Origin of the sequence: Bacillus cereus group sp. MG9 (assembly GCF_040459995.1) — a bacterium.
Taxonomy (GTDB): Bacteria; Bacillota; Bacilli; order Bacillales; family Bacillaceae_G; genus Bacillus_A; species Bacillus_A mycoides.
In genome coordinates this window covers 315,001-339,961 of record NZ_JARVHC010000001.1, presented here as the reverse complement: position 1 = coordinate 339,961, position 24,961 = coordinate 315,001, and the positions used below count along the sequence as shown (strand labels likewise).

Below are 24,961 nucleotides of genomic sequence, written 5' to 3'. Positions count from 1 at the left end.
TCCTAGACTTATATTTTAAAAATTAATAAATTTTTAAAATATAATAAAAAAAAAGAGATTCATACATACGTATGAATCTACAAAATATGAGTATATTCCAAAACATTTTTCCCGATTAATAAAATAGTAACTAATAAAAATAAAGTCCTTACATATCCAACACCTTTTTGAACCGCAAACTTCGATCCAAAATAAGCACCTAAAATCATTGATAAGCCCATAATTATACCGTATTCAAAATGAATCACATCTAAAAATAAAAAAGTAATTAAAGATACGATATTACTAACGAAGTTCAAAAGTTTTCCAGATGCTGCCGCTTGAATAAAATCCAAACCAATTAATAAAAATGCAAAAATTAAAAAGGATCCTGTCCCTGGTCCAAAAAATCCATCATAAAATCCTATCATTAAAATAACAAAGAAAAATATTAATGTTTTCCCTTTTGTCATCTTTTTATAGGTAGATGCACTTCCCCAATCTTTTTTCGCAATAATATAAATGGCAATAAAAACCAACATTACGAGTACTAGTGGACGCAAAATATCAGGCGGAATAAACTTTACTACTAAAGCCCCTGCGACTGCTCCAATAATAGTTAACGGGATTAACTTTCCTACAATCCGAAAATTCACCTTACCTGATCGAATAAAATAAATTGTGCTCGTAAGCGTCCCCATCGTTGCAGCTAATTTATTCGTTGCGATTGCCGAAGCTGGTGATAAACCAACAAACATAAGTGCAGGAAGCGAAATTAATCCTCCCCCTCCAACAACCGAATCAATAAAAGCAGCTAAAAACCCGAATGCAATTAATAAAATAATGACTTGAAAGCTTAGTTCTTCCATGACTTTGCCCCTTACCCCTTTATTTGTAACATTTAAAATTATAACAAAATTTTTCAAGAAAAAAAGCTGTTCCTTTATGGAACAGCTCTCATCTTTAATCTAAAATTTTCACAAACGGTTCATCTTGCTTCGCTTCACGTATAATAATTGCTTCTGGGCGTTCTACAGATTTAATTGTTACTTGTACTTTCATATAATTCGGGAAGTATTCCATAACAAGTCCAGCTACATATTGTGTAAAACCAATTACTTCAGCTTTCCCATTGAATTGGACAGGAATATCGAGCTTCATTTCTCTTAATTCATCATCTCTATACATTCCAGTACCGATAACAGCTGTATAATCGCCTTGGAAATACTCACTTAACTTCGCTTTAAAGTTTGACACCCTTGCAAGGTCTTCACGTTTATTATCCGCTTTTGCCTGTTCTGACGGGAACAAATAATATTTCTCATTGATTGGTTTCCAATCCTCAACCGTTTCACTACCTTTTTCTACCTTAGCATAAGAAACAAAATTCCCTGGTACAAGCGAAGACTTTGGACCTTGACGATAAATCGCAAATGTAACCGGAATATTTTTTATTTCAGGCTTTTTTTGCTGCATTACTTTCAAGATTTCTTGGGCCATCCTTTTCCCTTCAGCTAACATTTTTACATCCGGAATTGCAGCCTCACGCGGATAACCATGCTCTTCCTCATAATATTGAACAGAATTCATCGCTAATCCAACTACAATGCCACCACGTTCAACATCGTTCTCACCTTTTCTTACATAATAATCATGCTCTAAAATATTTGAGATATACATTGGACTTTTTTTATTCTTTACTTCTAGCGATTCTGATCCTTCACTTAAGGCTGGATTCAACCCTACATTCGGAAATTTAACTGCATCTTTTTTCAACTTGTCCTCTAGCTCTTTTTGTTCAGCGTCTGTACGCTTTCTTTTTACAAGCATTTGAACACTTTGAGTATCTAAAACGTCTCCGCCTTTAAAGAAATAATCTTTCGTGCTAAATGATTCTTTGGCAATACGCATTAATCCTGTTTCAAATTCATCTACATCTAGACGACTATTTAAACCTTGCACAACTAAACCACGTGCAGATCCTGCATTAAATGGAACTGTTGTCTTATAATATTCATCCGAAATCGAGTATTTCGGGATAACAGCTTGCTCTTTCGCTTTCCCCGATTTCTCAACTGTTTTTTCATCTTTATTAGAACCAATGCTACACCCACTTACAAGTAGGCTAAGACTTAATACTGCTAACGCTATTTTTTTCATCGTAAGTTTGCACCTCTTACTTATTCAGCTCTTGTAAGAACCTCTCTTCATTCCAAACTTCAACATTGTGCTTCTCTGCTTGCGCTAATTTCGAGCCTGCAGCTTCACCAGCAACAAGTAAATCCGTACTTTTACTAACACTTCCTGTTACTTTTCCACCTAATGCCTCAATTTTCTTCTTCGCTTCACTGCGGCCCATAACTTCTAATTTCCCTGTTAAGACGACAGTTTTTCCTGCGAAGTACGATTCAACATTTTGTAAATCAGCAATTTTTATACCTTTGTATGCCATGTTCACGCCATACTCTTTAAATTGTTGTAATAGCTCTAATACGTCTTCATTATCGAAATACGTTACAACGGATTGAGCCATTTTTTCACCAATCTCATTAATTGTTTTTAATTCTTCTTCCGTCGCTTTCACAAGCTCATCCATCGTTTCGAAATGCTCAGCAAATGTACGTGCCGCTTTCGCACCGACATGACGAATACCAAGACCGAATAATAATCGCTCTAATGAGTTTTCCTTAGAATTCTCAATTGCTTGGACTAAATTTGTTGCTGATTTTTCACCGAAACGTTCTAGTTCTAATAATTGCTCTTTCGTCAATGAATATAAATCAGCAAACGTACGAATATAATCCGCATCAAAGAGTTGTGTAATTACACGTTCTCCAAGTCCATCAATATTCATTGCATTTCTTGAAACGAAATGGATTAATCCTTCACGAATTTGAGCTGGGCAAGTCGGATTTATACATCGAAGTGCTACTTCTTCTTCTAAACGAACAAGTTCACTCTCACATGCTGGACAATGCGTTGGCATATGATATTCTTCTTCCTCACCAGTACGCTTATCAAAAATAACGTTCACAACTTCAGGAATGATATCTCCAGCCTTTTTCACAACAACGTAGTCACCAATTCGAATATCCTTTTCACGAATTAAATCTTCGTTATGTAAAGAAGCACGACGAACGATAGTACCAGCCACTCTAACTGGCTCGAGCTCTGCAGTTGGTGTTACAACTCCTGTGCGGCCGACACTTAATTCAATCCCTGTTAATCTCGTCACAACTTCTTCAGCTGGGAATTTATAAGCTATTGCCCATCTTGGACTCTTTGCTGTAGTTCCTAAGCTTTCTTGAATAGCAACATCGTCTACTTTTATAACGATTCCGTCAATCTCATAATCAAGATGCGGGCGTTTTTCTTGCCACTCTTCTACATAGGCTATTACGTCTTCAATTGTTTCACATGTACGACGATTTGGATTCGTCTTAAATCCAAGCTCACCTAAGAAATCCAGTGATTCACTGTGGGATGGAATTGTTTTTTCTTCTACATTAGCAAGACCATACACAAACATAGATAAGTTACGCTTCGCTGCAATTTTCGGATCAAGTTGGCGTATCGATCCTGCTGCCGCATTACGTGGATTCGCAAATACATCTTCACCATTTTGCTCTTTTTCTTCATTTAATTTAACGAATGAACGCTTCGGCATATAAGCCTCGCCTCGTGCTTCTAACGTTACTTCTTCATTTAAACGCAGCGGGATAGCTTTAATCGTTTTTAAGTTTTGGGTAATATCTTCACCCGTTATACCATCACCACGTGTTGCTCCTTGAATGAAGCGTCCTTTTTCATAATGAAGTGAAACAGCAAGTCCGTCAATTTTTAATTCGCATATATATCTTACATTCGCATCATCAATTCCCTGATGTACTCTTCGATCAAAATCACGCAAATCTCCTTCATTAAACGCGTTTCCTAAACTTAACATTGGTGATTTATGCGTTACCTTTTCAAATATATCAAGAACAGTCCCCCCAACGCGAATGGAGGGAGAGTCTTCACTCATAAACTCTGGGTTCTCTGCTTCTAATTTTATAAGCTCCTGCATATCACGGTCATATTCCGCATCAGAAACAGAAGGATTGTCTAATACGTGATATTGATAGTTAAATGTATTTAACAAATCACGCAATTCTTCTATACGTTTTTTGGCTATCTCTTTTGACATATCCTCAGTCCTTTCTTATTGTTTCGTCACAGGTGCAAATTTTGCTAATAAACGTTTAATACCAATTGGGCTTGGGAACGCAATATCTAATTCTTTTGAATCTCCTTCACCCTTTACACTTACAACTGTACCGACTCCCCACTTCTGGTGAGCAGCTTTATCGCCTATTCCCCAGCCAATTTGCTCGCCACCTGTCGTCTTAACAGCCGGACGCGCGAAAGCTGAACGAGAACGTGTTGTAGTTGCGCTTGTCGTTCTTCCTTTTGCACCAAACGAAGTTTCACGCTTCGGTGCTGTTTCGTTTAATGGTTCTACTAATTCTGCCGGAATTTCTGTAATAAATCGAGATGCTGCATTCATACTTGTTCTACCAAATAAAGTACGCATTTGAGCATTGGATAAGTATAGCTCTTCTTCTGCACGAGTAATACCTACATAGGCAAGACGACGCTCTTCTTGCATTTCATCCTCTTCCATAAGAGAACGAGTATGCGGGAATATCCCTTCCTCTAAGCCAACAATAAAGACAACTGGGAACTCTAATCCTTTCGCTGAGTGCATCGTCATTAAAATAACTTCTTCACCAGCAGTTGGATCTTCATCTACACGATCAATATCCGCAACAAGAGCTAAGTCTGTTAAGAATGCAACAAGGCTCTTATCTTCGCTTTGGGATTCAAATGTTTGTGTAACAGATAAAAACTCGTCTAAGTTTTCTAAACGACCTTCTGCTTCTAAAGAACGCTCATTTTTCAACATATCACGATAGCCTGTCTTCTCAATAACTTCTTCTACTAATTCTGTAACAGATAAATACTCTTGCATATTTACCCAGTTGTGTAATAAACTTGCGAATTCTTTTACTGCTTTTGTTATTTTTGCACTTACACCAACATGCTCAATCTCATCAAATACAGCAGTTAATGAGATTCCGTTTTGCACACCATAATTAATAATTTTATCGATAGAAGTCGCACCAATCCCGCGCTTTGGCATGTTTATAATACGTCCAAAACTAATCTCATCATCTGGATTCCCAATTAAACGTAAGTACGCCAAAATGTCTTTAATCTCTTTACGGTCGTAGAACTTAGTACCTCCGACAATTTTGTAAGGGATATTAGATTTTAGGAAAATCTCCTCAATCATACGAGACTGGGCATTTGTACGATATAACACTGCAAAATCAGTATATTTTCGGTTCCCCATTTGAATATCATCACGAATTTTTTTCGCAACAAAATACGCTTCGTCCTTTTCGGTTGCAGCACGATAATACGAGATTTTGCTTCCAATTTGATTTTCTGTCCATAATTTCTTCGGTTTACGGTTTGAATTTTTTTCAATTACAGCATTAGCTGCATTTAAAATATTTTGTGATGAACGATAGTTTTGTTCTAACAGAATAACTTGTGCATTCTCATAGTCTTTTTCGAATGACAAAATGTTAGAAATGTCAGCCCCGCGCCAGCGGTAAATAGACTGATCCGAATCACCAACAACACAAAGGTTTTTAAAACGTGATGCCAAATGTTTAACAAGAAGGTACTGAGCTTTGTTCGTATCTTGATACTCATCAACGTGAATATATTGGAATTTACGCTGATAAAACTCTAGTACTTCTGGAACACGTTCAAATAGCTGAATCGTCGTCATAATTAAATCATCAAAGTCTAATGAGTTATTTTTCAAAAGACGTTTTTGATATTCTGTATATACATCGCTCGTTAATTTTTCATATGGATCAGCGGTTGTAATTTTTTTTGCATATTTATCTGCAGATAACAGTTCATTTTTCGCATTGCTAATACCCGCTAAAATAGAGCGCGGCTCAAACTTCTTCGGGTCAATATTGCGCTCCTTCATAATTTTTTTTACTACAGTTAACTGATCACCTGAATCTAAGATTGTAAAGTTACGATTAATACCAATGCGGTCAATATCACGTCGTAAAATACGTACGCACATAGAGTGGAACGTAGAAATCCAAATATCTTCTGCTTCTGGTCCAACAAGTTTATCAATACGCTCACGCATTTCACGAGCAGCTTTATTTGTAAAGGTAATTGCTAGTACATTCCATGGCGCCACACCTTTTTCACCAAGTAAATATGCAATACGGTGTGTTAACACACGTGTTTTCCCACTACCTGCGCCTGCCATTAATAGAAGTGCTCCATTTGTTGTTTGTACTGCTTTTTGTTGCTGCGGATTTAAACCATTTAATAACTTATCTGTCGTACTCATATGTGCCTGCACCTACTCTCCTTTTACTGCTTTAACTGTTTTTAATGCCGATTTTATATCATCATAAATAATATTTCCAACAACTACTGTATCAGCATACTGTGCCATTTCTTTCGCTTGTTCTGCATTAGAAATACCACCGCCATAATATAGCTTAGCTTGTTTCAATTCTGCTTTTACATTTTTAACAAGCTCAATGTCTCCATACGTCCCGCTATATTCTAAATAGAATATCGGTAAATGTAATAGCTTGTCTGCTAAACGCGCATATGCAATAACATCATCTTCTGTTAAATCACATTTTGCATCTGTAAGCTGGGCTACTTTCGCTTCTGGGTTTAAAACACAATACCCTTCCATGTAAATTTCGTCCCAGTCCATAATATCCCCAAATTCTTTCAATGCCTCATGATGAACACCTGTTACCCATTCTACTTTTCGGCTATTTAAAACACTTGGGATGTAATAAAAATCAAATCCTGGTGTAATTGCCTCCACATCAGAAACCTCTAACACACAAGGCACTGCATATCTACGAATGCTAACTAGCATGTGTAATACGTTATCAATTGTTATACCGTCACTTCCACCTACAATAACAGCATCCGTTCCAGATTCACAAATCATTTCTAAATGTTCGTCACTTAACTCCTTATTTGGATCAAGCTTAAATACATGTTTCCATTTGGAAATATCGTACATGAAAACACCCTTTCTTTTCTCTAGTTATATAATTTCTGTTCAAAATAACAGTTAATTTTTATCAAGATTTTTTACATTCCTTGCTATATCTTTACCGGACTGGCGTATGCAACGATGAAATGCGACAGCTATCTTTACCGGACTTTTTGAACTTCCTTTTACGCATTCTTTCATTATAACAAAAAAAACTACCTACACACACGCCCAATCCAACATCTTTTTCAACGTCAAATGTTGGATTACATATCAAAAAACTTATACGGAATACTAACAAATGAAATAGTATTTTCTATTTCGAAGTTAATTAAAAAGGAGTGTTTTTCTAATGAAGCAAAACATCGGCACAATTAGTGCTCTAATTCGAATTACACTCGGACTCATCCTCTTCGGTTGTAGTACAGCTAAACTCGTACGTAAACCTTGGTGCACTTGGTCTAAAGTTTTGCTATGGATTGGTGCCATGAAAATTGCGGAGGGAATCGTTCGTTTCTGCCCTATTGTTGAAGCCTGTAAGTTTGGAAAATATATGAATATGAGCGCATTTAAAATGCCTAGCATGAATTTCACTGAAAAAGGACATAATAAAGAAGAAGTTAATTCAGCTTCCAGTCATGACAAGCCAAAGTCAAAGTCAGATGGAAGTTATGACACTTCTGACAAAGAGATTGAGTCAGCGATTGAAGAATTAATCCTGGCAAAACCGCTTTGAATCATTTGTCACGATGCAAGATGCTCTCAAAGGGACTTAGCTGCTGCAGTGGGCAGCTAAGTCTTCTTTATTTTACCACGAAACAGAACGTACATTCTTGTTTTTACCCTTAAAACGTACATAAAAGATATCAAACAATAAAATTCAGAAAATTAGGTGTAACCCTCTTGCATGTAATGATATAAAAGTGATATCATTTTTATATCAAGGAGGCGATCATATGAAAGAAAAACAAGTATTTTATGTTAATGGATTTCTCGGCGTTATTGGAATTTTAGTTTTAGCCGCTATCGGTGTATTTTGCCTTGTACAAGAAATGTTTGTAATAGCTATTTTAGCTCTCATATTAGCATCTGTTTTAGCTACAGGTATCGGTATCGTTCAACCGAATCAAGCGAAAGTTATTACGTTCTTCGGTAGTTATTTAGGAACAATTCGTCAAAATGGTTTATTTTTAACAATTCCATTCGCTTTTCGTCAAACTGTATCTTTACGTGTTGAAAACTTTAACAGTAAGAAATTAAAAGTAAACGATGTTGAGGGCAATCCAATTGAAATTGCAGCCGTTATCGTATATAAAGTTGTTGATTCCGCAAAAGCAATGTTTGGTGTTGAGCATTACGATCGATTCGTAGAAATTCAAAGTGAAACAGCAATCCGCCACGTTGCTACAAAATATCCTTATGATAATTTCCAAGATGAAACTTGCATCACGTTACGAGGAAATACTGAAGAGATCTCTGAAGAATTAAAGCGTGAGTTAGAAGCACGACTTGAAATCGCTGGCGTAGAAGTATTAGAAACTCGTTTAACACATTTAGCTTACGCAACAGAAATTGCCCATGCAATGCTCCAGCGTCAACAAGCAAAAGCAGTATTAGCTGCTAGAAAAGAGATTGTTGAAGGTGCTGTGAAGATGGCGAAAGATTCAATCCATATGTTAGATGAAGAAGGCGTACTGGAACTCGATGACGAGCGTAAAGCAAATATGGTGAACAATTTATTAGTTGCCATCGTTTCAGATAAAGGTGCGCAACCAGTTATTAATACAGGAAGCCTATACTAAAGGTTGTAAGTGATTATGGCCAAAAAGAAAAGCTTTCCATTACGTATTGATCCTGAATTACACGCAGTCATCGAAAAATGGGCGAATGATGAGTTTCGTAGCGTCAATGCACACATCGAGTATTTACTTCGAGAAATGGCAAAGCAAAAAGGGAAATTAAAAAAAGATAAAGATGCATAAAAATCCCGCTGAGAAATCAGCGGGATTTTTTATACATTAGCTTTTCATCATCTCATGCCCAATTGCACGATATCCTATATCACTTCGGTAAAATAAACCATCACTCTCAATTTTACCGATTTCTTTATAGACCTTATCTTTCGCTTCTTGTAAACTATTCGCCTTACAAGCAACAAATAATACACGGCCACCGTTTGTTACAAAGTCACCATGTTTCATCGCTGTACCCGCATGGAAAACTATTACATCTTGCAGTGCATCTAATCCGTTAATAATTTCACCTTTTTTATATGCTTCTGGATATCCTTTCGAAGCAAGTACGACACCAATAACTGCTTCCTTTGACCATTGTAACGTTAATTCACTTTCATCTAATACAGCGTTACATACATCAACTAAATCATTTTCTAAGCGTGGTAATACAACTTCCGTTTCAGGATCGCCAAAGCGTGCATTGAACTCAATTACCTTTGGACCATCATTCGTTAAAATAAGCCCCGCATATAAAATTCCTGTAAACGAAAGATTTTCTTGGATCATCGCTTTAGCAGTTGGATGTAATACTGTTTGAATCGCTTCTTGAACCGCTGATTCCGGAATTTGTGGTACTGGGGAATATGCACCCATTCCGCCTGTATTCGGACCTTTATCGCCATCAAAAGCGCGTTTATGATCTTGAGCAATTACCATCGGATGTACGGTTGTTCCATTTACGAATGCCATTAATGAAAATTCTTGTCCATCTAGAAACTCCTCAATAACGACCTTCTTGCTTGCTTCACCGAATTTCACATCTTGCAGCATTTCTTTCACAGCTTGTAATGCATCTTCAAGCGTCATTGCTACTGTTACACCTTTACCAGCAGCTAACCCATCTGCCTTAATTACGATCGGTGCACCAACTTTCTGAATGTACTTTACTGCCTCTTCATAGTCTGTAAAAGTTTCATATGCCGCAGTTGGAATATCATACTTTTTCATCAATTCTTTTGTAAAAGCTTTACTACCTTCAATAACAGCAGCCGCTTTATTAGGTCCAAATACACGAAGTCCCTCTTCCTTAAAGCGATCAACGATTCCATTCATAAGTGGAATTTCTGGTCCAACGAAAGTTAAGCCTACATTGTTTTCTTTTGCGAATAAGACTAATGCATCAAAATCATTCTCATCAATATCAACTGGTGTTGCAACGTCTCGCATACCTTCATTACCTGGCGCTACATATATTTTTTCTACCTTTTCAGATTGTGCAAACTTCCAAGCTAAAGCATGCTCACGTCCACCACGACCAATTACTAAAACATTCATATTCCATCCCCCAATAATTAAATAAGTACAAACTAGAAGCTATGCTCCTAGTTTGTTTTCATATCAATAAAAGTTTAAAAAGGAGGATCAAGAGAACCGAGCAGGTCAAGGCGCATTTGCCAGGAGGACACGGAGTGTAGCTTTCCTACATGAGTACCGCACTGGCTATGCAACGACGACATGCGACAGTTATCTTGACCGGACTTTTTTAACATCCTCTATTAGTGTTTGAAATGACGTACGCCAGTGAACACCATAGTAATCCCATACGCATCTGCCATTTTAATAGAATCTTCATCACGAATCGATCCGCCTGGTTGGATGATTGCTGTAATTCCAGCTTTTGCTGCTTCTTCTACTGTATCTGGCATTGGGAAGAAAGCATCAGATGCAAGTGCGCTACCTTGTGCTTTTTCGCCAGCTTGTGTAATTGCGATTTTTGCAGAACCTACACGGTTCATCTGTCCCGCGCCTACACCAACTGTCATGTTATCATTCGCTAAAACAATTGCATTTGATTTCACATGTTTTACAACTTTCCAAGCTAGTTTTAAATCTTTCCACTCTTGCTCTGATGGTTCACGTTTCGTTGGAATTGAAATTGTACTTTCATCTAATGATAACGTATCTTCCTCTTGAACAAGAAGTCCACCTTGTACAGAAGTTAGCTTTTTACTTGCGCTTGTTGCTTTTTCAATATTTACAGTTAGTAAACGTAAATTTTTCTTACTTTGCAATACTTCTAAAGCTTCTTGTGAGAAAGAAGGTGCGATAACAATTTCTAAGAAAATTTCGTGTAACTTTTCTGCTGTAGCTTTATCAATTTCACGATTCGCTGCAATAATGCCTCCGAAGATTGATACTGGATCTGCTTCATAAGCGCGTGTGTATGCTTCGTGAATATCAGTTCCTACTCCAACACCACATGGATTCATATGTTTTACCGCTACTACTGCTGGTTCTGTAAATTCTTTCACGATGCTAAGTGCTGCATCCGCATCGTTGATATTGTTATAAGATAATTCTTTACCGTGTAATTGTTCTGCGTATGCAACAGAAGAAGTTGCTGCGAATGGCGCTTTATAGAATGTCGCTTTTTGATGTGGATTTTCGCCATAGCGTAAATCTTGTTTTTTCTCAAATGTCACCGTTACTGTTTCAGGGCTTTCTTCGCCCATTTGCTTTGTTAAGTAGTTAGAAATTAACGCATCATATGCCGCTGTATGACGGAATACTTTCGCTGCTAATTTACGTTTCGTTTCCTCTGTTACTTCACCGTTCTCTTTCAGTTCTGCTAATACAACATCATAATCTACTGGATCTACAATTACCGATACAAATTTATGATTTTTCGCAGCAGAGCGAATCATTGTTGGGCCACCGATATCAATATTTTCAATTGCATCAGCAAATGTTACATCAGGCTTAGCGATTGTTTCTTTAAATGGGTATAAGTTAACAACAACAAAGTCAATTGGTTGAATACCTAATTCATTCATTTGCGCTACATGCATTTCATTATCACGAACTGCTAATAGACCACCATGAATATTTGGATGTAATGTTTTTACACGACCATCCATAATTTCTGGGAAACCAGTTACTTCAGAAATACCAATTACTTGCAAGCCGTTTTCTTCTAATAATTTTTTCGTACCACCTGTTGAAATAACTTCAATCCCTTGTTCAAGTAAACCTTTAACAAATTCTACTACTCCTGTTTTATCTGAAACACTTACTAATGCACGCTTTTTCATTTATCCTTCACCCCTGGTTGTATGTTAGTTAACAGTTGGTTTTTTCACAGACTGAACAATTTGATTCACTGTATTTACGTATAATTTATGTTCAACTTGTTGAATTTTCTTTTGTAAGCTTTCTCTCGTATCCCCTTCAGAAACAACTACTGCTTCTTGCGCAATAATTGGACCTGTATCCATACCTGCATCTACATAGTGAATCGTTACTCCGGTTACTTTCACACCCGCTTCTAACGCTTGACCAACAGCATCTTTCCCTGGAAAACTCGGTAGTAGTGATGGATGAATATTAATAATGTTCCCGCCGTACGCTTCTAGTAAAGTCGTTCCAATTAAACGCATATATCCAGCTAAAATAACATAATCAATTTCGTACTCTTCTAGCTTTTTTAATATCTCTTTTTCAAATGCTTCTTTTGACTCATATGCTTTCGCTGAAAAGGAAAAACACGGAATATGGTGATAGTTTGCCCGTCCAATAGCGCGTGCCTCTGGTTTATCACATACTAATAAACTAATATCTGCATCCAATATTTTGTCTTCTACCGCATTAATGAGAGATTGAAAGTTAGAGCCGCTCCCAGAAGCAAAAACTGCTAATCTACTCATACTTCTGTTCCCTCAATAAAGGTAACACCAGACCCTTGTACAGTGTGTCCAATAATATGAGCTTTCTCGCCTTGTTCCTCAAGAAGACGAACAATATCTTTTGCCTCTTCTTCCTTTACTGCTACTACCATACCAATACCCATGTTAAAAATATTGAACATTTCTTTCTCTTCTAGTTTTCCAAATTCTTGAAGTAAACTAAAAATCGGTTGAACTTGCCAAGATCCTAATTCAATTTCCGCACCGATTCCTTCTGGCAACATACGTGGAATATTTTCAATGAATCCACCACCTGTAATATGTGCCATACCGTATACTTCATGTTTCTTCAATAGTTCTAAAATAGGTTTGACATAAATTTTCGTTGGTTTTAATAATTCTTCACCAAGAGGTAGTTCTAAGCGTCCGTAAATACGATCTAAAGATAGTTCTCCATCTTCTAGTAGCACTTTTCTTACTAAAGAATAACCGTTACTATGAATACCGCTAGATGCTAAACCAATTAATACGTGACCAGCTTCAATTTTTTCACCTGTTACAATTTTCTTTTTATCAACAATTCCAACTGTAAAACCAGCTAAATCGTATTCTTCCGTAGAATACATTCCTGGCATTTCAGCTGTTTCTCCACCAATTAATGCACAACCAGCTTGGCGACAGCCCTCTGATATACCTTTGACGATGTTTTCAATTTTACTAGGTTCAGCTTTACCACAAGCAATATAATCAAGGAAGAAAAGCGGCTCTGCTCCTTGGACAACAATATCATTTACACACATTGCTACTGCATCAATACCAATTGTGTCATGTTTATCTGCCATAAAAGCGAGCATCAATTTCGTTCCCACGCCATCTGTTCCAGATACTAATACAGGTTCTTCTAATGCAAATTTTGATAGATCAAACATACCTCCAAAACCGCCTAAACCGCCTAGCACTTCTTTTCTCATTGTTGTTTGTACGTGTTTTTTCATGCGAGATACCGCTTCATATCCAGCTTCAATATCTACTCCTGCTTGCTTATATGCATTCGCCATCGTTATTTACACCTCGTCTTTTAATTTCTCCCCATCCAGGGCGGCCGTTTTAAGAAAGAAGCTAGCTTCTACATCAAAAGAAGTAGAAGCTTTTTTCTTCTTATTTCATACTTTCTAAAAGCTCTTGCTCATAATCATAAAGAGCTGTTGGATAGTCTCCATTGAAGTAAGCCATACATAGACCACCGTATTTCCCTTCATATGGGCGTCCAATTGCATCTACTAATCCATCTTCACTTAAAAATGTTAGTGAATCTGCTCCGATGATTTGACGGATTTCTTCTATTGAATTATTTGCTGCGATTAATTCTTTTCTCGTTTGAATATCAATGCCATAGAAGCATGGATACTTAAGAGGTGGTGAAGCAATTCTTACATGGACTTCTGTCGCTCCAGCCTCGCGAAGCATACGAACAATTCGTTTACTTGTCGTTCCTCTTACGATAGAATCGTCAATCATAACAACTCGTTTTCCTTCAACTACGCCTCTTACTGCTGAAAGCTTCATCTTAACTCCTTGCTCACGCAGTTCTTGAGAAGGTTGAATAAACGTACGTCCAACGTAACGATTTTTAATTAACCCTAACTCATACGGAATTCCTGTCGCCTCCGCATAACCAATTGCTGCTGAAATACTAGAGTCTGGTACACCAGTAACAACATCAGCTTCAATAGGAGCTTCCGCCGCTAAACGTTTCCCCATGTTTTTACGTGCTGCATGAACATTAATACCAGCTATATTAGAATCTGGACGTGCAAAGTAAATGTATTCCATACTGCAAATCGCGTGGTCTACTTCATTTGTAAAACGATCTACGTGAATTCCTTCATCATTGATAATAAGCAATTCACCAGGTTCTACATCACGAATGTATGTTGCACCAACTACATCGAAAGCACATGTTTCCGATGCTACAACGTAAGCATCCCCCATCTTTCCAATTGAAAGAGGACGGAATCCATTTGGATCTAGCGCAACGATCATTTCATTTCCAGTTAGTAAAAGATATGCAAACGCACCTTTCACTTTATTTAGAGCCTCTTTTACACTATCAATTAAAGAATCTTTTGTACTACGCTTAATGAGGTGTAAAAGTACTTCTGTATCTGAACTTGTTTGAAAAATACTTCCCTCTGCCTCTAATTCACGACGAAGCATTTTTGCATTAATTAAATTTCCGTTATGAGCTAACGCCATGCTATGATCGGAAAAACGGAATAATAATGGTTGAACGTTAGCAACTTCACTTCCACCAGCTGTTGCATATCGTACGTGTCCAATTGCTGATTTCCCGTTTAATCCCTCTAGCTCACCTCTTGAAAACACTTCTGATATTAAACCTAACCCCTTGTGACCGATGATTTTTTCCCCATTATTTACAACAATGCCTGCGCCCTCTTGCCCACGGTGCTGCAAACTGTGCAATCCGTAGTACGAAACTTGTGCTGCATTTTCATGCCCCCAAATTCCAAAAACGCCACATTCTTCATTTAACCCCTTTATTTCAGCAAGCATGGGATTGCCCCTTTCCAAGCCTTTCTCATTTCATCTACATTTGCTGTAAGTAATACTTCATTTTCTTCATTATGAATTGTTACTTCATTTGTATTTGTCACTTCTCCAACTTGAATTGCTTCAACCACTTTCTCAAATGCTTCTTTATTTTCACGTTTTACGGTTATAACGAAGCGCGATTGTGATTCTGCAAATAATACTGCTGTTGCTTCTCCGTCTAATTTCACAGTAGCACCTAAACCGTTAGCACCAATTGCACTTTCAGTAATTGCAACTGCTAAACCACCTTCTGCAACATCATGTGCAGATTGAACAAGGCCAGCTTGAATTGCTGCTAGTACTTGTTTTTGGCGTTTTAATTCTACATCTAGATCGATGCTTGGTGATTGACCGAAAATTTTTCCGTAGATCATTTTCTGTAATTCACTTCCACCGAACTCAGCTTTCGTCTCTCCAATTACATAAACTAAATCGCCAGCTTGTTTAAATTCTTGTGTTGTTACGTGTTTTAAATCGTGTACAAGTCCAACCATCCCAACAGTTGGTGTTGGATATACAGCTTCACCACTACGCTCGTTATACATTGATACATTCCCGCCGATAACTGGCGTTTGTAACTTGCGGCAAGCTTCACTCATACCGTCTACTGATTTCTCAATTTGCCAGAAGATCTCTGGTTTTTCTGGGTTACCGAAGTTTAAGCAATCTGTAATTGCAAGTGGCTCCCCGCCAGAACATACGATATTACGTGCTGCCTCTGCTACTGCAATTTTACCGCCCACTTCTGGATCTAAATAAATGTAGCGAGAGTTACAATCTGTCGTCATTGCTAATCCTTTTTCTGTGCCGCGTACACGTATAACCGCTGCATCTGAACCTGGTGTAACGATTGTGCTAGTGCGCACTTGATAATCATATTGATCATATACCCACTCTTTACTTGCAATCGTTGGTTGTTGTAATAGAGCTAATAACGTTTCTTTATAATCTTCTACTTTTGGTGTTTCCATTTTCATCTGCTGGAACTCAGCAAAGTATGCTGCTTCTTTTGACGGTTTATGATAAATTGGTGCTTCTTCTGCAAGAGCATCCGCTGGTACTTCAGCTACCATTTCATCTTTATGGAATAATCGAAGCATTTTATCTTCAGTTACTTTCCCCATCGTAACTGCTGCAAGACCATACTTCTCAAATAAATCTACTATTTCTTGCTCTCTACCTTTTTTCACAACGATTAACATACGCTCTTGTGATTCAGATAACATCATTTCATATGGAGTCATTCCAGTTTCACGCTGCGGTACATCATCTAAGTACATTTCAATACCCATACCTGCTTTACTTGCCATTTCTGCAGAAGATGATGTTAAACCAGCAGCTCCCATATCTTGAATTCCAACAAGTGCATCAGACTGAATAAGTTCTAAACATGCTTCAATAAGAAGTTTCTCCATAAATGGATCCCCTACTTGAACTGCCGGACGCTTCGCTTCTGAGCTTTCAGATAACTCTTCAGATGCGAATGTTGCACCGTGAATACCATCACGACCAGTTGATGCTCCTACGTACATTACTGTATTACCAGCACCATGTGCTTGCCCTTTTTTAATATCTTCATGATTAATTAGGCCTACACACATTGCATTTACAAGTGGATTTCCTTCATAACATGGATCAAACTGTACTTCGCCGCCAACAGTAGGAATACCAATGCAGTTACCGTATCCTGCGATTCCTGCTACTACTTCTTCAAATAAATATTTCACGCGTGGTGATTGTAATTCACCGAAGCGAAGTGAGTTTAATAGAGCTACCGGACGTGCTCCCATAGAGAATACATCGCGAATAATACCACCGACACCTGTCGCTGCCCCTTGATATGGCTCAATTGCAGAAGGATGGTTATGACTTTCCATTTTAAATACAACCGCTTGATTATCACCGATATCTACAATTCCAGCGCCTTCTCCAGGTCCTTGTAAGACACGCTCACCTGTCGTTGGAAACTTACGAAGAACTGGCTTTGAATTTTTATAACTACAATGTTCAGACCACATAACAGAGAATAGTCCCGTTTCTGTATAATTCGGCAAACGGCCTAAAATCTTTTCAACCATGGCAAACTCTTCGTCTGTTAGCCCCATTTCCGCATATATACGCTCTTCTTTAATTTGTGTTGGATTTGGCTCAAGCATTAACGACATATGTTTCCCTCCACTGTTTTAAGATAGATTGAAAGACTTTTAACCCTTCAGCACCGCCAAGTAATTCATCTACAGCACGCTCTGGGTGTGGCATCATACCAAGAACATTTCCTTTTTCATTTACAATACCTGCAATATCTGAAACGCTTCCATTCGGATTTTCTACGTAACGGAATGCGATTTGATTATTTTCTTCTAATTGTTTAAGAGTTGCTTCATCACAATAGTAATTCCCCTCACCATGTGCAATTGGAATATTGATTACTTCATTTTTTTCATATTGTGATGTAAACATAGTTTCATTATTTTCAACACGTAACTGAACCGTACGGCACATAAACTTTAAGTTTTCGTTTCTCATTAATGCTCCTGGTAGTAATCCTGATTCAACAAGAATCTGGAATCCATTACACACTCCTAAAATTGGCTTTCCTTGCTCAGCAGCTTTTTGCACTGCTTTCATTGCGTTAGCAAAGCGAGAGATAGCACCACAACGTAAATAGTCACCGTAAGAGAATCCACCTGGTAGTAAAATTGCATCATATTCATCTAAATTCTCTCTATCGTGCCAAACGTAATCTACTTCTTCACCAAGCTCATCTTTAATTGCATGGAACATATCGACATCACAGTTCGAACCTGGGAATACTATGACTGCAAATTTCACTGTGCGACAACCTCCTCAACTTCATAACGGAAGTCTTCCATTACAACGTTTGCTAATAATTTTTCACACATTTCTTTTACCTTGCTATCCAGATCAGATACTGATTTATCAATTGTTAATTCCATATATTTTCCGATTCGAACGTCTTGTACTTCTGTAAATGAAAGACTATGAAGTGCTCCCTTTACCGCAGTTCCTTGTGGATCTAATACACTTTCTCTTAACGTTACATATACCTTAACTTTATACATGTGAAGCTCCCCCTAAACGTTTTAAAATTTCTTCATATGCTTCTGTTAAATTCCCAAGATCACGACGGAATACATCTTTATCAAATTTTTCATTGCTCGTTTCATCCCATAAACGGCAAGTATCTGGTGAAATTTCATCTGCTAATATGATTTCCCCTTCTTCTGTTACGCCAAACTCTAATTTAAAATCTACTAATCTTACACGACAGCTTGCGAAATGCTCAATCAACACTTGATTGATTTGTAGAGCTGCATCTCGTAATACGCTTACTTGCTCTGGTGTTGCAACATTTAACAAACGAATATGATCTTCCGTTACAAGTGGATCTCCTAAATCATCATCTTTGTAGTAAAATTCTACGATCGGTGTTGTAAGAGCAGTTCCTTCTTCCATTCCTAGTCTTTTTGAAAGACTACCTGCAATTACGTTTCTTGTGACAACTTCTAATGGAATAATACTCACCTTTTTGACAAGTTGTTCTGTATCAGATAACTTCTCCACAAAGTGTGTTTTAATTCCAACTTCTTGTAACTTTCTGAACAATAAAGTTGTAATCTCATTGTTCAAACGACCTTTTCCTGTAATTGTCGCTTTTTTCTCCCCATTGAAAGCAGTCGCACTATCTTTGTACTCTACCCAAACCATATCTGCTGCTTCTGTACGATAAATTCTTTTTGCCTTACCTTCATACAGCAATTCTAGCTTTTGCATTTCGCAAGCCCCCTGTAGTTTGAAAAATGTGAATAATATTTTTATAAAGAATGGCACAGAATGACTCTATTCTGTGCCATATGAAATTTTACGCTTCGTTTAATCCAAGGCGTTCAAAGATTGTATCAACGTGTTGCATATGATGTTCATAATTGAAACATTCGTTAATTTCTTCTTGCGTTAACTTACTTGTAATACGCTCGTCAGATTCTACAAGCTCTTTAAATTGTACTTGTGTTTCCCAAGCTTCCATTGCTTTAGGCTGTACGATATCATAAGCTTCTTCACGTACCAGACCTTTGTCAATTAGTGTAAGCATTACGCGTTGAGAGTAAATTAAGCCGTATGTTCTTGTCATATTGCGTTTCATATTCTCTGGGAATACAGTTAAGTTTTTAACGATATTACCAAAGCGATTTAACATGTAATTTAACGCGATTGTAGCATCTGGTAAAATTACGCGTTCTGCAGAAGAGTGAGAGATATCACGCTCATGCCATAACGGAACATTCTCGTAAGCTGTCATCATATAACCGCGGATAACACGAGCTAAACCAGTCATATTTTCAGATCCAATTGGATTACGTTTATGGGGCATTGCAGAAGAACCTTTTTGACCTTTTGCGAAAGCCTCTTCAACTTCACGTGTTTCACTCTTTTGTAAACCACGAATCTCAACTGCCATCTTTTCAACAGATGTTGCGATTAGTGCAAGTGTTGACATGTAATGTGCATGACGATCACGTTGCAATGTTTGTGTTGAAATTGGTGCTGCTTCTAATCCTAAGTTTTCACAAACATACTTTTCTACGAATGGATCAATATTTGCATATGTACCAACCGCACCAGATAACTTACCAACGCGAACTGTATCAGCAGCTTGTTTGAAACGCTCTACGTTACGTTTCATTTCTTCATACCAAAGACCAAGTTTTAAACCAAATGTTGTTGGCTCTGCATGTACACCGTGTGTTCTTCCCATCATAATCGTGTATTTATGCTCTTTCGCTTTATTAGCTAAAATGCTAACAAAGTTTTCTAAGTCTTTTAACAAGATTTCATTTGCTTGTTTTAAGATATAAGATAACGCTGTATCTACTACGTCTGTAGATGTTAAACCGTAATGAACCCATTTACGTTCCTCGCCTAATGTTGGTGTTTCTGATACAGCACGAGTGAAAGCAACTACGTCATGACGTGTTTCTTTTTCAATTTCATAAATACGATCAATATCAAATGTTGCATGTTCACGAATTTTTTTCACATCTTCTTTTGGAATATCGCCAAGCTCAGCCCATGCTTCACACGCTAAAATCTCAACTTCTAACCACGCTTTAAATTTGTTCTCTTCCGTCCAAATCGCACCCATTTCAGGGCGTGTATAACGATTAATCATCTTTTTCCCTCCAACAGTTGTTCTTGATGGTCCCAAATATGCAAACTCTTCGCTTTTTCTAGAGCGACTTCAATATTATCATTTAAAATATTAACATGCCCCATTTTTCGCTGCGCTTTTGCTTCTTCTTTTCCATACAAGTGTAAATAGCACCCGGTTAGTCTATTCACTTGTCCTAGGACCCCTTCTATATGTTCGCCTAAAATGTTTACCATGACAACTGGTTTTAACAAATTTGTTTCTCCAAGAGGTAAATTACAGATTGCTCGAATATGTTGACCAAATTGACTCGTTTCACATGCATCCTGTGTATAGTGTCCTGAATTGTGAGGTCTTGGTGCTAATTCATTAATGTAAATCTCACCGTCAGCTGTAGCAAACATCTCTACCGCTAGTGTTCCCACAAGTTCTAGTTCATCCGCAAGTACCTTTGCGTAATCAATTGCTTTTTGAGAAAGTTCTTCTGTAATGCGGGCTGGAACGATAGATTCATGCAAAATATTATTTACATGAATATTTTCCGCTACCGGAAATACTTTCGTTTCACCACTTACACTACGAATTACAATAACTGATACTTCTTTTTCAAAAGGCACCCATTTTTCTAGAATGCACTCTGCTTTATTAGTAAGTTCTTTTGCTCTCACAACATCAGCTTCACTCTTTAAAACCACTTGCCCTTTACCATCGTATCCACCTGTCGTTGTTTTTAAGACAGAAGGGAAAGATAACTCTTTAATTGCTTCTGTAAGTTGATCTTGATTTTGAACCAATCTATACGATGCTACTGGTAACCCAGCTTTTTCAATTGCATTCTTTTCTGTAAAACGATTTTGCGTTTTATTTAACAACTGACTACCTTGTGGTAAGTAAGCATGTTTTTCAAGCCATTGTAAACATCTATAATCAATATTCTCAAATTCATATGTGACAACGTCGCTTATCTCTGCTAAATGCTGAATTGCTTTTAAATCGTCATATGGTGCAACGACTTCAACATCAGCAACTTGTGCACATGGTGAATGCTTTGTAGGATCTAAAACAGCAATTTTATAACCCATTTCCTTAGCTGCCAACGCCATCATTCTTCCAAGCTGGCCGCCTCCAATAATGCCGATTGTTTTTCCAGGTAAAATGATTCTCGTCATACTAGCTCACTACCTTCACGCACAGTTTTCTCAATAGCTTCTCGTCTCAACTCTAATGCATCATGTATATCATCATGAAATGATCCAAGTATTTGTGCAGCAAGTAATCCAGCATTCGTTGAACCAGCCTTACCAATTGCAACAGTTGCAACTGGAACCCCTCCTGGCATTTGGACAATGGATAATAACGAATCTAGGCCGTTTAACGCCTTTGATTGAACTGGAACACCAATTACAGGAAGATTTGTCTTCGCTGCAACCATTCCTGGTAAATGCGCTGCTCCACCGGCTCCAGCAATAATAACTTTTACTCCACGTTCACGAGCTGTTTCTGCATATTCAAACATATAATCCGGAGTCCGATGAGCGGATACAACTTTTTTCTCATACGGTATATTTAATTCATCTAAAATGTCACAAGCATATTTCATTGTTTCCCAGTCTGACGTGCTTCCCATTATGACTCCAACTAGTGATTTCATATTAGAATCCCCCCGATTCAAATAAAAAAAGCCTGAAATAGAACAGTTTCTCTTTTACTATGAGAGAAAGTGCTCTACTCAGGCATACGTATCCCTTGTGAATAGAAAAATACCGAGTGACTTTCCCTCATAGTCTAACGAATAACGGTCGTTAGGTAGAGACTTGCAGGCCATATCCCCGCGATTATATGAGGTCTTATATATTATTGTTTCTATGGCTATATTAACAATATTTCATAAACAATGTCAATAAATAATCGAATGTTTTTTTATTAGTCATCGATAACGTTCGTGTTTTAGTTATATTCAAAAGAAGAATTGCAACTATATGCAAGAAGGAAAGGGAATTAGAATATATATTTCTAGAGATCTATTTTACGTATAACTATTTATATAATACTTCAGTATGTTTTAATCAATATATATACTCTCTTGTGTTCTATACATCGATAGAACCTATATTATAACGCTTTAATTTCAAAGGAGGAATAACCGTGAAAAAAAATAACTGTGCTATTATCCTATTTATTTTTCTCTATCGCAGTAATTGCTGTAATTATTGAATGCTTATTTATATCATCCCATTTTTTCTACTCTCATTATTATGATAGAAATAATCTTTTCTATTCTTAGGGATTATTTTAGGAGCATTCGAAAAATCCGGAGCACAAAAAATCATTACCATTATTTTAAACTGCCTCTATTTCATTCTTTTTTCGTCTTTAGGATTATTAAATTTATGGATTTTAACCTTCGGTAAATAAAAATAAACACAAAAAAACCTAAGTCGAAACGACTTAGGTTTTTGCTTGGCGACGTCCTACTCTCACAGGGACAAGGTCCCAACTACCATCGGCGCTAGAGAGCTTAACTTCCGTGTTCGGTATGGGAACGGGTGTGACCTCTCTGCCATCATCACCAAACTGATGAAGGTATATTCCTTCAAAACTAGATAACATTGCTTCATATTATATGGTTAAGTCCTCGATCTATTAGTATTCGTCAGCTCCACATGTCACCATGCTTCCACCTCGAACCTATCAACCTGATCATCTTTCAGGGATCTTACTAGCTTACGCTATGGGAAATCTCATCTTGAGGGGGGCTTCATGCTTAGATGCTTTCAGCACTTATCCCTTCCGCACATAGCTACCCAGCTATGCCCTTGGCAGAACAACTGGTACACCAGCGGTGCGTCCATCCCGGTCCTCTCGTACTAAGGACAGCTCCTCTCAAATTTCCTGCGCCCACGACGGATAGGGACCGAACTGTCTCACGACGTTCTGAACCCAGCTCGCGTACCGCTTTAATGGGCGAACAGCCCAACCCTTGGGACCGACTACAGCCCCAGGATGCGATGAGCCGACATCGAGGTGCCAAACCTCCCCGTCGATGTGGACTCTTGGGGGAGATAAGCCTGTTATCCCCGGGGTAGCTTTTATCCGTTGAGCGATGGCCCTTCCATGCGGAACCACCGGATCACTAAGCCCGACTTTCGTCCCTGCTCGACTTGTAGGTCTCGCAGTCAAGCTCCCTTATGCCTTTGCACTCTACGAATGATTTCCAACCATTCTGAGGGAACCTTTGGGCGCCTCCGTTACACTTTAGGAGGCGACCGCCCCAGTCAAACTGCCCACCTGACACTGTCTCCCGGGTCGATGAGACCCGTAGGTTAGAATTTCAATACAGTCAGGGCGGTATCCCACCAGCGCCTCCACCGAAGCTAGCGCTCCGGTTTCAATGGCTCCCGCCTATCCTGTACAAACTGTACCAAAATTCAATATCAGGCTACAGTAAAGCTCCACGGGGTCTTTCCGTCCTGTCGCGGGTAACCTGCATCTTCACAGGTACTATAATTTCACCGAGTCTCTGGTTGAGACAGTGCCCAAATCGTTACACCTTTCGTGCGGGTCGGAACTTACCCGACAAGGAATTTCGCTACCTTAGGACCGTTATAGTTACGGCCGCCGTTTACTGGGGCTTCAGTTCAGAGCTTCGCTTACGCTAACCCCTCTCCTTAACCTTCCAGCACCGGGCAGGTGTCAGCCCCTATACTTCGCCTTACGGCTTCGCAGAGACCTGTGTTTTTGCTAAACAGTCGCTTGGGCCTATTCACTGCGGCTTTCCGTTAAGAAAGCACCCCTTCTCCCGAAGTTACGGGGTCATTTTGCCGAGTTCCTTAACCAGAGTTCTCTCGCACACCTTAGGATTCTCTCCTCGCCTACCTGTGTCGGTTTGCGGTACAGGCACCTTTTATCTCGCTAGAAGCTTTTCTTGGCAGCGGGGAATCAAAGACTTCGCTCCATAAGGAGCTTCCCCATCACAGCTCAGCCTTCACGATAAGCGGATTTGCCTACTTATCAGCCTAACTGCTTGGACGTGCACAACCAATCGCACGCTTCTTCTATCCTTCTGCGTCCCTCCATTGCTCAAACGATAAAGAGGTGGTACAGGAATATCAACCTGTTGTCCATCGCCTACGCCTGTCGGCCTCGGCTTAGGTCCTGACTAACCCTGAGCGGACGAGCCTTCCTCAGGAAACCTTAGGCATTCGGTGGACGGGATTCTCACCCGTCTTTCGCTACTCATACCGGCATTCTCACTTCTAAGCGCTCCACCAGTCCTTCCGGTCTGACTTCACTGCACTTAGAACGCTCCCCTACCACTGATACCATTGGTATCAATTCGCAGCTTCGGTGGTGTATTTAGCCCCGGTACATTTTCGGCGCAGAGTCACTCGACTAGTGAGCTATTACGCACTCTTTAAATGGTGGCTGCTTCTGAGCCAACATCCTAGTTGTC

The 24,961-nt window shown here is 38.6% G+C and carries 20 protein-coding genes, 2 rRNA genes, 1 pseudogene and 1 riboswitch (1 of these 24 cut by a window edge); of the genes and pseudogenes, 4 read left to right on the top strand and 19 right to left on the bottom strand.

From position 1 onward, the window contains the following. Positions 1 to 77: 77 nt before the first annotated feature. The 5 genes from QCI77_RS01815 to pcrB form a co-directional block, all read right to left on the bottom strand. Positions 78 to 848, bottom strand: coding sequence for a TSUP family transporter (locus tag QCI77_RS01815; protein ID WP_002191771.1), 771 nt, complete (start codon positions 846 to 848; stop codon positions 78 to 80). A 94-nt stretch (positions 849 to 942) separates the two neighbouring features. Beyond that, on the bottom strand, positions 943 to 2,139 hold the full coding sequence (locus QCI77_RS01810; RefSeq protein ID WP_063217654.1) for a CamS family sex pheromone protein: 1,197 nt from the start codon (positions 2,137 to 2,139) through the stop codon (positions 943 to 945). A 16-nt stretch (positions 2,140 to 2,155) separates the two neighbouring features. Next, positions 2,156 to 4,165 carry an NAD-dependent DNA ligase LigA gene (ligA, locus tag QCI77_RS01805; RefSeq protein WP_002010032.1) on the bottom strand — a complete coding sequence of 670 codons (2,010 nt, stop codon included), beginning with the start codon at positions 4,163 to 4,165 and terminating at the stop codon, positions 2,156 to 2,158. A 15-nt stretch (positions 4,166 to 4,180) separates the two neighbouring features. Continuing rightward, positions 4,181 to 6,412, bottom strand: a complete 2,232-nt coding sequence (gene pcrA / locus QCI77_RS01800) for a DNA helicase PcrA (protein ID WP_002010031.1) — start codon at positions 6,410 to 6,412, stop codon at positions 4,181 to 4,183. A 12-nt stretch (positions 6,413 to 6,424) separates the two neighbouring features. Next, positions 6,425 to 7,114, bottom strand: a complete 690-nt coding sequence (pcrB, locus tag QCI77_RS01795; RefSeq protein WP_002029470.1) for a heptaprenylglyceryl phosphate synthase — start codon at positions 7,112 to 7,114, stop codon at positions 6,425 to 6,427. 325 nt (positions 7,115 to 7,439) lie between these two features. On the opposite strand from pcrB, the gene QCI77_RS01790 reads away from it, so the two are divergent. From QCI77_RS01790 to QCI77_RS01780, 3 genes are all read left to right on the top strand, one after another. Next, positions 7,440 to 7,823: a YgaP family membrane protein gene (locus QCI77_RS01790; RefSeq protein ID WP_002124877.1), complete on the top strand. Its 384-nt coding sequence runs from the start codon at positions 7,440 to 7,442 to the stop codon at positions 7,821 to 7,823. Between the two features lie 220 nt (positions 7,824 to 8,043). Next, positions 8,044 to 8,889 carry an SPFH domain-containing protein gene (locus QCI77_RS01785; protein WP_002063557.1) on the top strand — a complete coding sequence of 282 codons (846 nt, stop codon included), beginning with the start codon at positions 8,044 to 8,046 and terminating at the stop codon, positions 8,887 to 8,889. A 15-nt stretch (positions 8,890 to 8,904) separates the two neighbouring features. Next, on the top strand, positions 8,905 to 9,069 hold the full coding sequence (locus QCI77_RS01780; protein ID WP_001085171.1) for a type II toxin-antitoxin system antitoxin: 165 nt from the start codon (positions 8,905 to 8,907) through the stop codon (positions 9,067 to 9,069). Between the two features lie 36 nt (positions 9,070 to 9,105). Here the strand turns inward: QCI77_RS01780 and purD are convergent, their stop codons facing one another. From purD to purE, 12 genes are all read right to left on the bottom strand, one after another. After that, on the bottom strand, positions 9,106 to 10,377 hold the full coding sequence (gene purD, locus QCI77_RS01775) for a phosphoribosylamine--glycine ligase (RefSeq protein ID WP_353824435.1): 1,272 nt from the start codon (positions 10,375 to 10,377) through the stop codon (positions 9,106 to 9,108). Between the two features lie 221 nt (positions 10,378 to 10,598). Continuing rightward, positions 10,599 to 12,134 carry a bifunctional phosphoribosylaminoimidazolecarboxamide formyltransferase/IMP cyclohydrolase gene (purH, locus tag QCI77_RS01770; RefSeq protein ID WP_353824434.1) on the bottom strand — a complete coding sequence of 512 codons (1,536 nt, stop codon included), beginning with the start codon at positions 12,132 to 12,134 and terminating at the stop codon, positions 10,599 to 10,601. Positions 12,135 to 12,158: 24 nt separating this feature from the next. Further along, complete coding sequence (purN, locus tag QCI77_RS01765) at positions 12,159 to 12,746, bottom strand: phosphoribosylglycinamide formyltransferase (RefSeq protein ID WP_353824433.1); 588 nt, start codon at positions 12,744 to 12,746, stop codon at positions 12,159 to 12,161. Further along, a complete protein-coding gene (gene purM, locus QCI77_RS01760) occupies positions 12,743 to 13,783 on the bottom strand; it encodes a phosphoribosylformylglycinamidine cyclo-ligase (RefSeq protein ID WP_215588691.1) in 1,041 nt (346 codons plus the stop codon). The genes purN and purM overlap by 4 nt, the downstream gene beginning before the upstream one ends. 100 nt (positions 13,784 to 13,883) lie before the next feature. Further along, positions 13,884 to 15,299 carry an amidophosphoribosyltransferase gene (purF, locus tag QCI77_RS01755; protein WP_002124870.1) on the bottom strand — a complete coding sequence of 472 codons (1,416 nt, stop codon included), beginning with the start codon at positions 15,297 to 15,299 and terminating at the stop codon, positions 13,884 to 13,886. Further along, a complete protein-coding gene (gene purL, locus QCI77_RS01750; RefSeq protein WP_061676125.1) occupies positions 15,284 to 17,503 on the bottom strand; it encodes a phosphoribosylformylglycinamidine synthase II in 2,220 nt (739 codons plus the stop codon). The genes purF and purL overlap by 16 nt, the downstream gene beginning before the upstream one ends. Beyond that, positions 17,487 to 18,170 carry a phosphoribosylformylglycinamidine synthase subunit PurQ gene (purQ, locus tag QCI77_RS01745; RefSeq protein WP_002140189.1) on the bottom strand — a complete coding sequence of 228 codons (684 nt, stop codon included), beginning with the start codon at positions 18,168 to 18,170 and terminating at the stop codon, positions 17,487 to 17,489. Before purQ ends, purL begins: the two co-directional genes overlap by 17 nt. Continuing rightward, positions 18,167 to 18,421, bottom strand: a complete 255-nt coding sequence (gene purS / locus QCI77_RS01740) for a phosphoribosylformylglycinamidine synthase subunit PurS (RefSeq protein ID WP_000278823.1) — start codon at positions 18,419 to 18,421, stop codon at positions 18,167 to 18,169. Before purS ends, purQ begins: the two co-directional genes overlap by 4 nt. Continuing rightward, a complete protein-coding gene (gene purC / locus QCI77_RS01735) occupies positions 18,414 to 19,133 on the bottom strand; it encodes a phosphoribosylaminoimidazolesuccinocarboxamide synthase (RefSeq protein WP_002010014.1) in 720 nt (239 codons plus the stop codon). Before purC ends, purS begins: the two co-directional genes overlap by 8 nt. 88 nt (positions 19,134 to 19,221) lie before the next feature. Continuing rightward, positions 19,222 to 20,529, bottom strand: coding sequence for an adenylosuccinate lyase (purB, locus tag QCI77_RS01730; RefSeq protein ID WP_002124866.1), 1,308 nt, complete (start codon positions 20,527 to 20,529; stop codon positions 19,222 to 19,224). Further along, the gene (purK, locus tag QCI77_RS01725; protein WP_353824432.1) at positions 20,526 to 21,677 is read right to left on the bottom strand and encodes a 5-(carboxyamino)imidazole ribonucleotide synthase; all 1,152 of its coding nucleotides are present in this window, start codon (positions 21,675 to 21,677) and stop codon (positions 20,526 to 20,528) included. Before purK ends, purB begins: the two co-directional genes overlap by 4 nt. Then, positions 21,674 to 22,159: a 5-(carboxyamino)imidazole ribonucleotide mutase gene (purE, locus tag QCI77_RS01720; RefSeq protein ID WP_002167058.1), complete on the bottom strand. Its 486-nt coding sequence runs from the start codon at positions 22,157 to 22,159 to the stop codon at positions 21,674 to 21,676. The genes purK and purE overlap by 4 nt, the downstream gene beginning before the upstream one ends. A 110-nt stretch (positions 22,160 to 22,269) precedes the next feature. Further along, a riboswitch (purine riboswitch) is annotated at positions 22,270 to 22,371 on the bottom strand. A 298-nt stretch (positions 22,372 to 22,669) separates the two neighbouring features. On the opposite strand from purE, the pseudogene QCI77_RS01715 reads away from it, so the two are divergent. Further along, positions 22,670 to 22,923: pseudogene (locus tag QCI77_RS01715) on the top strand (hypothetical protein). 43 nt (positions 22,924 to 22,966) lie between these two features. Here QCI77_RS01715 and rrf read toward each other — a convergent pair. After that, positions 22,967 to 23,082, bottom strand: a 5S ribosomal RNA gene (rrf, locus tag QCI77_RS01710). A 49-nt stretch (positions 23,083 to 23,131) separates the two neighbouring features. Continuing rightward, positions 23,132 to 24,961: ribosomal RNA gene (locus QCI77_RS01705) — 23S ribosomal RNA — on the bottom strand; it runs 1,092 nt beyond the window's last position.

Bases quoted from the DNA above. Each gene is read 5' to 3' on its own strand.
- purD (WP_353824435.1), bottom strand. From the start codon at position 10,377: ATGAATGTTTTAGTAATTGGTCGTGGTGGACGTGAGCATGCTTTAGCT.
- purC (WP_002010014.1), bottom strand. From the start codon at position 19,133: ATGCAAAAGCTAGAATTGCTGTATGAAGGTAAGGCAAAAAGAATTTAT.
- QCI77_RS01780 (WP_001085171.1), top strand. From the start codon at position 8,905: ATGGCCAAAAAGAAAAGCTTTCCATTACGTATTGATCCTGAATTACAC.
- purN (WP_353824433.1), bottom strand. From the start codon at position 12,746: ATGAGTAGATTAGCAGTTTTTGCTTCTGGGAGCGGCTCTAACTTTCAA.
- purS (WP_000278823.1), bottom strand. From the start codon at position 18,421: ATGTATAAAGTTAAGGTATATGTAACGTTAAGAGAAAGTGTATTAGAT.
- purM (WP_215588691.1), bottom strand. From the start codon at position 13,783: ATGGCGAATGCATATAAGCAAGCAGGAGTAGATATTGAAGCTGGATAT.
- purB (WP_002124866.1), bottom strand. From the start codon at position 20,529: ATGATTAATCGTTATACACGCCCTGAAATGGGTGCGATTTGGACGGAA.
- QCI77_RS01810 (WP_063217654.1), bottom strand. From the start codon at position 2,139: ATGAAAAAAATAGCGTTAGCAGTATTAAGTCTTAGCCTACTTGTAAGT.
- pcrB (WP_002029470.1), bottom strand. From the start codon at position 7,114: ATGTACGATATTTCCAAATGGAAACATGTATTTAAGCTTGATCCAAAT.
- purL (WP_061676125.1), bottom strand. From the start codon at position 17,503: ATGTCGTTAATGCTTGAGCCAAATCCAACACAAATTAAAGAAGAGCGT.
- pcrA (WP_002010031.1), bottom strand. From the start codon at position 6,412: ATGAGTACGACAGATAAGTTATTAAATGGTTTAAATCCGCAGCAACAA.
- purH (WP_353824434.1), bottom strand. From the start codon at position 12,134: ATGAAAAAGCGTGCATTAGTAAGTGTTTCAGATAAAACAGGAGTAGTA.
- QCI77_RS01790 (WP_002124877.1), top strand. From the start codon at position 7,440: ATGAAGCAAAACATCGGCACAATTAGTGCTCTAATTCGAATTACACTC.
- purF (WP_002124870.1), bottom strand. From the start codon at position 15,299: ATGCTTGCTGAAATAAAGGGGTTAAATGAAGAATGTGGCGTTTTTGGA.
- purK (WP_353824432.1), bottom strand. From the start codon at position 21,677: ATGACGAGAATCATTTTACCTGGAAAAACAATCGGCATTATTGGAGGC.
- QCI77_RS01785 (WP_002063557.1), top strand. From the start codon at position 8,044: ATGAAAGAAAAACAAGTATTTTATGTTAATGGATTTCTCGGCGTTATT.
- ligA (WP_002010032.1), bottom strand. From the start codon at position 4,165: ATGTCAAAAGAGATAGCCAAAAAACGTATAGAAGAATTGCGTGATTTG.
- QCI77_RS01815 (WP_002191771.1), bottom strand. From the start codon at position 848: ATGGAAGAACTAAGCTTTCAAGTCATTATTTTATTAATTGCATTCGGG.
- purE (WP_002167058.1), bottom strand. From the start codon at position 22,159: ATGAAATCACTAGTTGGAGTCATAATGGGAAGCACGTCAGACTGGGAA.